Source organism: Streptacidiphilus sp. MAP12-20, assembly GCF_041262525.1.
Taxonomy (GTDB): domain Bacteria; phylum Actinomycetota; class Actinomycetes; order Streptomycetales; family Streptomycetaceae; genus Streptacidiphilus.
In genome coordinates, this window is record NZ_JBGCCK010000040.1 from 30,048 (window position 1) to 40,931 (window position 10,884).

The following is a 10,884-nucleotide window of genomic DNA, read 5'->3' on the forward strand; positions in this document are numbered from 1 at the left end:
CGACTGCGGACGTTCTCATGGCGGTATGGAGCCGAATCCGGCCAAGGCACACCGACGGTCGTCCTCCTCGTCGGGCGGACAGGAGGCCCAGCCGTCGCTGAGTGCCGCGGAGTTCCGCGCCCTGTACGAGCGGGTCCGGCGCCCGCCGACTCCCGGAGGACCCACCTGCGGCGCCATCGATCTGATCACTCCGGCGCACGTCGCCGCCGCGGCCCGCGAAGTTCGCAGCGGACGCCATGTCAGCCTCGCCGCGCCTGTGGAGACCAATACCGGGCCGGACAACCCCCAGCCGGCCGGACACCTGATGACCGGGGCGGTCGAGGGCACCATCGGCGACAGCGGACTGCAGTTCGCCAGAGACCACTTCGACATGAACGTCCACGGCGACGCCGACAGCCATATCGACGCCCTGTGCCACGTGATCTACGAGGGCACCCTGCACGACGGCGCATCGGCGAGCAGCGTCAAGGCCGACGGAGCGACCGCGCTGTCCATCGCACTCGCCGCCGACGGCATCGTCGGTCGCGGCGTGCTGCTCGACATCCCCCGGCTGCGCGGAGTGCCCTGGCTCGAACCAGGTGACCAGGTGAGCGCCGACGAGCTGGCCGCGGCCGAGGCCGCCCAGCACGTACGCGTCGGTGAGGGCGATCTGCTCTTCGTGCGTGTGGGTCATCGGCGTCGTCGAACCGAACTGGGTCCGTGGACCTCGGCGACGGCCCGTGCGGGACTGGAGCCGGGCGCGGTGGAGTTCCTGGCCGAGCGGCGTGTGTCGGTGCTCGGCAGCGACGGCAACAACGACGCGGCCCCCAGCACGACCGAGGGCGTGGACTTCCCGATCCACGTGCTGGCCGTCCACGGCCTGGGACTCCACCTGCTGGACTACCTGCAGTTCGAGGATCTGGTACCGATGTGCGAGGCGGAGGACCGCTGGTCCTTCCTGTGCGTGATCGCGCCGCTCAGACTGCCGCAGGCGACCGGTTCGCCGGTCAACCCGATTGCGCTTCTCTGACCGGCGGCGGCCGTGATGAAAGCGAGGCGGTCCGCCCAGGCTGCAGACGGGTTGGCATCCCCCTGGGCTCGAGCTCGGAGACGTCGACGATCAGGTCGATCTCCTCTCCCGACCCGGCCCGGCGGGGCGCGCTCAGCCCGCGGGCCCGACCAGCACGTCGACGTCGCCCTCTTCCGGTTTCGGCACCGCCTCCGTCATCGGAGCGAGCGCTCCGTCCGCGCGGATGCGGAACAACACATCGAATCCCTCAGGCACCGCGCGCTCCGCCGGTTGCGTGACAATCCCGCCGCCCCCCTCGCACCTGCGGTCGAGAGCCACCCTGGTCAGTGAGGGTGCGAAGAGGACCTGCCCACCGGTGAAGGGGGCCACGACGCCCTCGCTGTCGAGCGGCGGCCGCAGTCGGTACACCGGGCCGTCGACATTGGTCCGGAGAATCGTCGACGCCAAGGCGTTGAAGTCGTCTTCCTCCGTGAGCAGGAAAACGGCGGTGATCCCCTCAAGTTCGGCGCCTTCGCCGGTCGCCGCAGCCAGCAGCTCGCCGGGAGCGAGTTCGAGCCCGGCATCGCGGATGCGCTCCCGCTCCTGGTCCAGGCCGGCCCACATCACCACCTCAAGGCCCACTGACTTCAGAGCGCGTCCCAGGTCGATCACCCAGGCGCTGCCCCCGACCAGCAGGGGCCGGGAACGACTGGACCGCTGCACGTTGAGGCGGGCGGCGACGGGAGCCGCTGTGAAGGCGTACAGGGTCACGGTGCCCACGATCACCAAGAAGGTGATCGGCAGGATCTTGTCCGCCCCGGGCACGCCCTTGCTGACGAGTGCGGCAGAGAAGGTCGAGGCGCTCGCAGCGGCCACGATGCCTCGGGGGGCCATCCACCCGATGAAGCCGCGCTCGCCTCTGGTCAGATCCGTACGAACGGTCGTGACCGCCGCGACCAGGGGACGCGCGACGAGGACCATGACGGCGACGAAGCCGAGCGCCGGAAGGCCGAGGTGCCGTAGCGAAGCAGGCGTGATGGTGGCCGAGATGGAGATGAACAGCACCCCCAGGATCTGCTGCACCAGGGTCTCGAAGAACGGATTACGGGCCGGGATGTCCAGGCCCGGCAGGTTCGCGACAGCCAGACCCATCACCACACCCGCGATGAGTCCGGTGTCGTCCCGGATCACGTCGCACAGCGCCGCCACGCCGACGACCGCCGCGAGCTGGACGGACGTGCCGAGGGTCTCCGGTAGTCGAAGCCCCCTCAGCAGCAGCCACAACGCCGCCGCGCCGACCGCACCCCCGGCCAATCCGACGCCTGCGCTGCCGAGGAAATGACCGATCTGGCTGGCGACGGACCCCTTGGTGCTCGCGCTGACGGCGTGGAACACCAGGGCACCGAGAATCCCGCCGACCGGGTCGATGAGAGAGCCCTCCCACGCGAGGATGTGCTGGAGCCGGTCAACAGGGCGCACGAAGCGCAGCAGCGGACCGACGACCGTGGGACCGGAAACCACCAGAATGGCCCCGAGCATCACAGCGGCGCGATGGGACAGGCCGAAGAGCAACTCCGAGAAGATCAAGCCGAAGGCCCAGGTGATGAGCACACCGAGCCAGATCAGCCGCACAACGACCCGGCGCGTGTGGCCCTTCAGCCGCTGCAGATCGAGTCCGAGGCCGGCGTCGTAGAGGATCACCGCCACCGACAGGGACACCAGGGGCGAGAAGGCGGGACCGACGAGATTCTGCGGATTGACGTCGCTGGTGAGCGCACCGGCGGTGAAGCCGACCGGCAGCAGGATCACCAGAGCGGGGAAGCGGAATCGACTGGCCACGACCTGGCAGCCGACGGCGAGGACCACGGTCAGGCCGACACCCAGCAGAATCTGGTTGGCGGTCACGGACTTCTCCCATCGAGTGACGCATCGAACGTGCGACACCACCGTGATGCGGCCGCGCCCCGTCCCCTGTGACCGCGACTCACAACGCGTCCGACGTGCGCCACCGGGGTGACGCGTCAGGCGCGGCGATTCGCCATCACGCTCGGCCACAGACGCTAGGGCACCCAGCGGCGCGACCGCTCAACGCGGCGCGCGTGAAGCCTCCTGCTTCACCCGGTCGGCGGGAGTGACGATCCCACCGGCGCCGCGAGCGGCCCGAAGATGCCACCCACAGCGTCTGCGACATCACCGAGCGGACACGCGGAGAGCCGCCCAGGTGCACGATACGGATCACCGGGCGGTCTAGCCTGCTGCCTGTGTTCTCACCCGTACCTCACGATCGCCGCGTGTGAACGACCCGGATTCCGAAGGCATGACCAAGGCGGAGCGCCGCAGGCTTGTGATCCGCGCGGTGCTTCGTCCCACTCTGACCTCGACCTGCCTGGTGGTCCTGTACTTCGTGCTACCGATCGGGGAGCGCGCCACCGCCACGACCGAGGCCCTGCTGGCGGTCGGCCTGCTGGCAGTGGTTGTTCTGATCGCCCTCCAGGCGCGCGCCATCGCGCGGTCGCGCTTCCCCCGGATCCGGGCGATCGAGGCGTTCGCCCTGAGCGTGCCACTGTTCTTGGTGATCTTCTCGGCCTCGTACTTCCTGATGGAACGAGCCCAGCCGGTCGCCTTCTCCCAGCATCTGACGCGGCTCGACGCGCTGTACTTCACCGTCACCGTCTTCAGTTCGGTCGGGTTCGGGGACATCGTTCCGCGGTCCGAGCCCGCCCGGATCGTGACAACGATCCAGATGCTCGGCAACCTGCTGCTCATCGGCGTGGCCGTGCGGATCCTCCTCGGCGCCGTCCAGGTCGGCCTGCGACGAAAGACGACAGCTGACACGAAAGAGCACTGATCTGGTCGGGTGTGTGACCGCCCGTCATGCCGCTCCGTGGCCGCGCAGGTCCGCTTGGCTTCCGCGTGAGTCGCGGCGGCCGACCCGCCGCCAGATGGCCCGCTGGGCCTTGAGTGCGAGTGTGCCGACCGCGATCAGCACGACGATGTTGACGAGCAGTTGGATCAACGATCCACGGGCCTCGCTCCAGCTCCCGAATGCGGTGGAGACGCCGATGTCCGCGGCCGCCGGGATGGTGGTGACGGAGATGAAGACTCCGAGCAGTGCGCTCGTCCTGGCTTCCGTCAGCGAGACGATGCCCACGATTCCGGCCAGCGCCGCGACGGCGAACGAGAAGAAATTCGGTGTGTCGATCAGGCTGGAGACGGGTCGCAGGCCGGCGGTGAACGCCTTCGACTGAAACCCGAAGCCACGGATCATCAGGCTGAACAGGAACGTGGTGAGGATGGCCAGCAGGAAGCCGATGAGCAGCGCGAGCAGCCCCTGCCGGATCCTCGGCCGCGAGCGCTGGTCGATGCCGAGCGCGATGCTCACGATGGCCCCGTACTCAGGCCCGACGACCATCGCGGCGACGATGAGGATCTGGGAGTTGGTGACGATCCCCACGGCTCCGAGCAGGCCCGCGACGACCAGGTAGAGGTAGAAGCTCGGCGTGTAATTCCCTTCCGCGCGGATGCGGGCCTCGACCTGTTCCCAGACCGGCGCGTTCCCGACCGCGCCGGACCAGCGGGCTCGGGCCTCGTCGGCTCGAGCGGAGAAGGCCATGTCCACCGGCTCGATGACGATCGAGCCGCGCCGCTCCAAGCGAAGGTCACGCAGACGGCGCAGGACCTCGTTCGCCCCTCCCGTCAGCACGTCGCACACGATCGGGTCGCCGTCCGGATTTCGCGCAGCACCCGGCTGGACGACAAGGTTCAGGACATGGGGATCGCTGTCGAGGATCTCGATCACCCGCTCCGTGAGATCCGGGGGGCTGACCACGCGGACATGGATCATGTCCATGCTGAGCCTCCGGGTTCTGGCTTACCTGCCCTCCGCGCCCTGCGGTCATCTCCAGTAACACCGCAGCTGCGGGAATCGGCAATCGAAGGTCCGCCTGCAGGTCAGGCGGAAACACCGCGAGCGGGTGAATGTCCTGCCGTACCACCGCGCCCAGGTCGCCGTCCGGATTCGTGCCCGTTAACTTGCGAAGTGACACTGATCGGCCGATTCGCCCCCTGTGTTGCCCACCGAAGGTGGCAATCACACCCGGGCAGGGCCGAGGATCTGAGGACGGAGTCCAACGTGGCTGACGATCAGCACTACGATGTCATCGTCATCGGAACCGGCGCGGGCGGAGGCACCCTCGCCCACCGGCTCGCCGGCTCCGGCAAGCGGATCCTGATCCTGGAACGCGGCGGCTACCTGCCACGGGAACGGGACAACTGGGAGTCCACGGCCGTCTTCGTCAAGGGCAAGTACCTGGCCCCCGAGTCCTGGTACGACCGACACGGGAACGAATTCCAGCCCGAGGTCAACTACTACGTCGGCGGCAACACCAAGTTCTACGGTGCCGCCCTGTTCCGGCTGCGTCCCCAGGACTTCGGCGAACTGCGGCACCATGGCGGCATCTCCCCCGCCTGGCCCATCGACCACCAGGATCTCGAGCCCTACTACACCCAGGCCGAGCACCTCTACCTGGTACACGGCCGCCACGGCGAGGACCCCGGCGAGGGGCCGGTCAGCGCGCAGTACGCCTATCCGCCGGTGGAGCACGAGCCGCGGATCCAGCAGCTGAGCGACGACCTGGAAAAGCAGGGGCTGCACCCGTTCCACCTGCCCATCGGGGTCAACCTCACCCAGGACGAGCACGGCGGGGCCACCCACGAGAGCGTCTGCATCCGCTGCAACCGGGTGGACGGCTTCCCCTGCCTGGTGCGCGGCAAGGCCGACGCGCAGGTCATCTGCGTCGAGCCGGCCCTGGAGCACGACAATGTCCGGATGGTCACCGGCGCCAACGTGCGGCGCCTGGAGACCGACGCGACCGGACGCGTGGTCACCAAGGTCGTCGCCGAACTCGCCGACGGGTCAACGGCCGGCTTCAGCGCCGACATCGTGGTGGTCGCGTGCGGAGCGGTGAACTCCGCCGCGCTGCTGCTGCGCTCGGCGAACGACCGGCATCCACGCGGCCTGGCCAACAGCTCCGACGTGGTGGGCCGCCACTACATGCGGCACAACAACCTCGCCCTCATGGCGGTGTCGAACGAGCCGAACGACACGCAGTTCCAGAAGACCCTGGCACTGAACGACTGGTATCTCGGTGCGGACGACTGGGACTACCCGCTCGGCGGCATCCAGATGCTGGGCAAGTCCGACGCCGACCAGATCCGCGGCGAGGCGCCGCGCTGGGCCGGCAAGGCCTCACCGGACATGCCGTTCGAGGTCCTGGCCCACCACGCGGTGGACTTCTGGCTGTGCGGCGAGGACCTTCCGCAGCCGGACAACCGGGTCACCCTGGACGGTGAGGGGAACATCCACCTGGCCCTGGACGAGAAGAACAACATCGAGGGCCTCAAGCACCTGCAGCGCAAGCTGCAGGGGATGCTGGGGCATCTGGGCATGCATCCGCACCACCTGATGCCGCACAACCTCTACCTGCACAAGGGGATGCCGATCGGGGCCACCGCGCACCAAGCGGGCACCATCCGATTCGGCACCGACCCGGAGAGTTCAGCCCTGGACGTCAACTGCAAGGCCCACGACCTCGACAACCTCTACGTCGTGGACACGAGTTTCTTTCCGAGCATCGGCGCGGTGAACCCGTCACTGACGGCCATCGCCAACGCCCTGCGGGTCGGCGACCACATCGCCGAGCGCCTGGGCTGATGCCGGTGCCTGTCTCGCCTCCGTGCTCCGCCCCCGCGGTCGGTGTCCCCGGCCCGCGGCGGCCGCCGCGCCCAGGACCGGAGCGTTCGTCCGCAGTGCAAGATGCTCCGGCGGCGGGGCATCCGCGCGCTGTCTGCGCAGCGGTCGCGGGTCTCGCGGGGGCGCGCACGGTTGCGGCGCGCCCCGCAAGATCCGATCAGGACTGAGCGCGCGTGCCGGCGTCCTCTTCGGAGGGCCCGGGGACCGGGGAGATGGCGTTGTCGCGGATGGTCCTGGCGTACCAGTGCGCGCTGTCCTTCGGAATGCGGCGCTGGGTCGGGTAGTCGACGTAGACCGCCCCGAACCGCTTGGAGTAGCCGTATGCCCATTCGAAGTTGTCCAGCAGCGACCACAGGAAGTACCCGCGCACGTCGACCCCGTCGGCGATCGCGCGGTGCACCGCGGCGAGGTGTGCCCGGACGTAGGCGATTCGCTGCGGGTCGTGGACCTGGCCGTCGGCAGTGAGTTCGTCGTGGTAGGCCGCGCCATTCTCGGTGATCACCAGGGGCAGCCCCGGGCGGGTGCGGGCGACGTCGGTGAGCAGGTCGTAGAGGCTGCCCGGGTCGACCGACCAGTTCATCGCGGTGAGTTCACCAGGAGACTGGTGGAACACAACGGTCTCGGAGCCGGGCCACGGCGAGTGGTCGCTGGCGCCGTGGGCGTCGTTGCGGGCGGCCTCGCGCGGTGTGAGCCCGCTGCCCTCTGTGGGGGCGGAGACCAGGGTCGGTGAGTAGTAGTTGATGCCGAGCAGGTCGATCGGGGCGCTGATGGCCTCCTCGTCGCCGGGGCGGACCAGCGTGTCCCAGTCGACCAGGTGCGCGGTGTCCGCGCGCAGGTCCTGCGGGTAGCCGCCGCGCAGGATGGGCCCGGTGAAGATCCGGTTGCCGACGGCGTCGATGCGGCGGGCCGCGTCGAGATCGGGCTCACTCGTGGTGAGGGCACGGACCTGGTGCAGGTTCAGGCTGATCGCGGTACGGGCTGCGGCGGGGAGCTGGGCGCGCAGGGCGGCCAGGGCACGGCCGTGGCCGAGGTTCAGGTGGTGTGCGGCGCGGAGCGCGTCACCCGGGTCGGTGCGCCCCGGGGCATGGACGCCCGATCCGTATCCCAGGAAGGCCGAGCACCACGGCTCGTTGAGCGTGGTCCACACCGACACTCGGTCTCCGAGTGCCTCCGCCACGAGGGAGGCGTACTCCCCGAAGCGCTCGGCGGTGTCACGATGCGGCCAACCGCCCGCGTCCTCCAATTCCTGCGGCAGGTCCCAGTGGTAGAGGGTGACCACGGGCTCGATCCCGGCCTGCTCCAGCTCGTCGACCAGGCGCCGGTAGAAGTCCAGTCCGCTCTGCACGGCCGGGCCCCGGCCGGTCGGCTGGACCCGGGACCAGGAGACGGAGAACCGGTAGGCCTTGAGCCCCAGTTCGCGCATGATCGCGACGTCGTCGCGGTAGCGGTGGTAGTGGTCGACGGCGACATCGCCGGTGTCCCCGCCCGCGACCTTGCCGGGAGTGTGGCTGTACGTGTCCCAGATCGAGGGTGTCCGGCCGGCCTCGGCGGCGGCGCCCTCGATCTGGTACGCGGCTGTCGCCGCGCCCCACAGGAAGCCGGGCGGGAACACGAGTCGCTCGCGCTCGACTTCGGTACGAGGCTGGGAGGGCCGCTGCACGGTGGAGGTGGGAGGGTTCACGAGAGGGTCTCCTGGAGGAATGAGGGGGAGTCGGCGGCACAGCGGGCCAGCCTTTTGCCAGCTGGGCTCAGCCCTTGATGGCGCCTTGGGTGATGCCGCCGACGATGTGCTTGCCGAACAGGACGAAGACGAGAAGCAGGGGCAGGGTGCCGATCAGCGCGCCGGCCATGATGACGGACCAGTCGGTGGACCAGCCGGTGCCAAGTCCGGCCAGGGCGACCTGGACGGTGGGGTTGGTGGAGCCGTTCATGGCGATGATCGGCCACAGGAAGTCGTTCCAGGACTGCACGAAGGTGAGCATGCCCAGCACCGCCATGGCCGGCCGGGCGATCGGGACGACCACGTGCCAGACCGTGCGCAGCGAACTCGCGCCGTCCATCCTGGCCGCTTCCAGCAACTCGGTCGGCAGCGCCTGGAGCAGGTACTGACGCATGAAGAAGACGCCGAAGGCGGTGACCAGGGTCGGCAGGATCAGCGCGCCGAGATGGTTTCCAAGACCGAGGTTGCGCATCAGGATGAAGAGCGGGACAACGCTCAGCTGGGCCGGCACCGCGAGGGTGGCGACGACGAGGCCCATCAGCACGCCCCGGCCACGGAAGCGGAGCTTGGCGAAGGCGAACCCCGCGAGCACCGAGAAGGCGACTGTGCCCAGGGTCACGGACCCGGCGACCAGGGTCGAGTTGAGCAGGGCGACGCCCATGCCGCGACCGCCGGCGTTGTTCCACACGTAGGCGAGGTTCTTGAACAGGTTGCCGCCTGGCACCAGTGGCGGCGGCGTGGACACCACGCGGTGGGCGTCCGTGGAAGCGGCGACCAGGGTCCAGTACAGCGGGAAGAGCGAGACCAGCGCGACGAGCGCGAGAACGACGTAGGTTACCGGTCCGGCGTGGTGCTGCCGGCCCGCGCGGGACGCGCGCGGTATCAGTCGACGACGCCCGGCACGGTGCGCGTCTGCCAGTGACGGCCCAGTCGGCGAGGGCGTGACCGCGGCGAGCTGGCCGTGGCTGGGTTGGGTGGTGGTCATGAATTGTCTCCCCGTCACTGTGAGCGGCGCAGGCGGCGGGCGATAAGGGCGTTGGCCGCTCCGACGAGCAGCAGCAGCGCGAACATGATCCAGGCGATCGCGGAGGCCCGGCCGAGCATGCTGTTGCGGAACCCCTGGTCGTACATGAGCACGCCGAGCGTTTCGTACTGGTTGGCGGCGCCGCCCTGGTGCCCGCTCTGACCGCCGAAGAGGTAGGGCTCACCGAAAAGCTGGGTCGCGCCGATGGTGGAGACGACGACCGTGAAGAGGATCGTCGGCCGCAGTGCCGGGACGGTGACGTGCAGGAACTGCTTCCAGCGTGACGCGCCGTCAAGTGCGGCCGCCTCGTAGAGTTCACCGGGAACCGCCTGCATCGCCGCGAGGTAGATCAGGGCGTTGTAGCCGGTCCAGCGCCAGGTGACGATGACCGCGATGGCGATCTGCGAGGTCCAGCGTCCGGCCTCCCAGTGCACCGGACCGGCGCCGACCAGGCTGAGGAGCCAGTTGGCCATCCCGCCCTCGGGGCTGAAGATCAGCGCGAAGACGAGGGTGGCCGCCGCCACCGAGGTGGCGTAGGGGGCGAGTAGAGCGGTCCGGAAGAAGGCGCTGCCGCGCATCTTGTAACTGAGCAGGTGGGCCAGGCCCATGGCTATGAGCAACTGCGGCACCGTGGAGAGCACACCCAGGGTGACGGTGTTGCCCAGCGCGTTCCAGAAGAAGTGGCTCGGTGCACCGGTGAACAGGTCGAGGTAGTTCCCGAGGCCCACCCACTGGGACTGGTTGACGTTGTAGAGGCTCACCTGGTGCAGCGAGAGCCAGCCGGTGTAGAGCAGCGGAAACAGCCCGAAGGCGGCGAAGACCAGGAAGAACGGCGCCACGTACACGTAAGGGGATGCCTTGGTGTCCCACCGGTACATGCGACTGCGCCAGGCCTGACCTCGCGCCTCCCGGTCTCGGTCCGTAGCCGGGCCATCTGGGGGTGCGGATCTACTGCGACCGCTGCCGCCGCGCAAGTGTGTCGAAGTGGCCACGACTAGGGCTCCCTTCCTCGGGTTTCGTCGGCTGTTCGTCTTCCCTCGGCGCAGGCCACCGACGGAACCGGCGCCCGGGCGGGTCGGCACGACCCGCCCGGGAGCGAACGGCTACTGGATGCTGCTGTCGATCTGCTGGACGGTGGCGTTCCAGGCGTCCGTCGCGCTCTTGTGGTTCTGCTCGACGAGCAGAATTCCGTTGCCGAAGTCGCTCTGCAGGTCACCCGAGTGCGGGCCGAGTTCGGCGGGCTGGATGTTCTTGGCCGCCGCCGAGAAGATCTGACCGGTCGGCGCGTTCGGGCCGATGAAGGGATTCTTGAAGTCGGTCACCCCGGGCAGGCTGTACGCGCCCGTGTTGGAGGGGATGTTGCCCACCGACTGGAAGACCTTGGCCTGTTGGGCCGGTGC

General features: G+C 69.0%; 8 protein-coding genes and 1 pseudogene. 3 read left to right on the plus strand and 6 right to left on the minus strand.

The window, feature by feature from the left end:
* Positions 1-97: 97 nt before the first annotated feature.
* A complete protein-coding gene (locus tag ABIA32_RS32700; protein WP_370103393.1) occupies positions 98-1,009 on the plus strand; it encodes a cyclase family protein in 912 nt (303 codons plus the stop codon).
* A gap of 132 nt (positions 1,010-1,141) precedes the next feature.
* Here the strand turns inward: ABIA32_RS32700 and ABIA32_RS32705 are convergent, their stop codons facing one another.
* Complete coding sequence (locus ABIA32_RS32705; protein WP_370103379.1) at positions 1,142-2,893, minus strand: cation:proton antiporter; 1,752 nt, start codon at positions 2,891-2,893, stop codon at positions 1,142-1,144.
* 388 nt (positions 2,894-3,281) lie between these two features.
* On the opposite strand from ABIA32_RS32705, the gene ABIA32_RS32710 reads away from it, so the two are divergent.
* Positions 3,282-3,836, plus strand: coding sequence for a potassium channel family protein (locus ABIA32_RS32710; protein ID WP_370103381.1), 555 nt, complete (start codon positions 3,282-3,284; stop codon positions 3,834-3,836).
* Positions 3,837-3,860: 24 nt separating this feature from the next.
* On the opposite strand, the gene ABIA32_RS32715 is transcribed toward ABIA32_RS32710, so the two are convergent.
* Positions 3,861-4,838 carry a DUF389 domain-containing protein gene (locus ABIA32_RS32715; RefSeq protein WP_370103383.1) on the minus strand — a complete coding sequence of 326 codons (978 nt, stop codon included), beginning with the start codon at positions 4,836-4,838 and terminating at the stop codon, positions 3,861-3,863.
* A gap of 282 nt (positions 4,839-5,120) precedes the next feature.
* Between ABIA32_RS32715 and ABIA32_RS32720 the strand changes: the two genes are divergently transcribed.
* Positions 5,121-6,701, plus strand: a complete 1,581-nt coding sequence (locus ABIA32_RS32720) for a GMC oxidoreductase (protein WP_370103385.1) — start codon at positions 5,121-5,123, stop codon at positions 6,699-6,701.
* 196 nt (positions 6,702-6,897) lie between these two features.
* Here the strand turns inward: ABIA32_RS32720 and ABIA32_RS32725 are convergent, their stop codons facing one another.
* From ABIA32_RS32725 to ABIA32_RS32740, 4 genes and pseudogenes are all read right to left on the minus strand, one after another.
* Positions 6,898-8,400: a GH1 family beta-glucosidase gene (locus ABIA32_RS32725; protein WP_370103395.1), complete on the minus strand. Its 1,503-nt coding sequence runs from the start codon at positions 8,398-8,400 to the stop codon at positions 6,898-6,900.
* Between the two features lie 88 nt (positions 8,401-8,488).
* Positions 8,489-9,445, minus strand: coding sequence for a carbohydrate ABC transporter permease (locus ABIA32_RS32730; protein WP_370103387.1), 957 nt, complete (start codon positions 9,443-9,445; stop codon positions 8,489-8,491).
* Positions 9,446-9,459: 14 nt separating this feature from the next.
* Positions 9,460-10,476 (minus strand): carbohydrate ABC transporter permease, encoded by a 1,017-nt coding sequence (locus tag ABIA32_RS32735; protein ID WP_370103389.1) that lies wholly within the window; start codon positions 10,474-10,476, stop codon positions 9,460-9,462.
* A gap of 111 nt (positions 10,477-10,587) precedes the next feature.
* Positions 10,588-10,884, minus strand: a pseudogene (locus tag ABIA32_RS32740) (sugar ABC transporter substrate-binding protein); the annotation flags it as partial.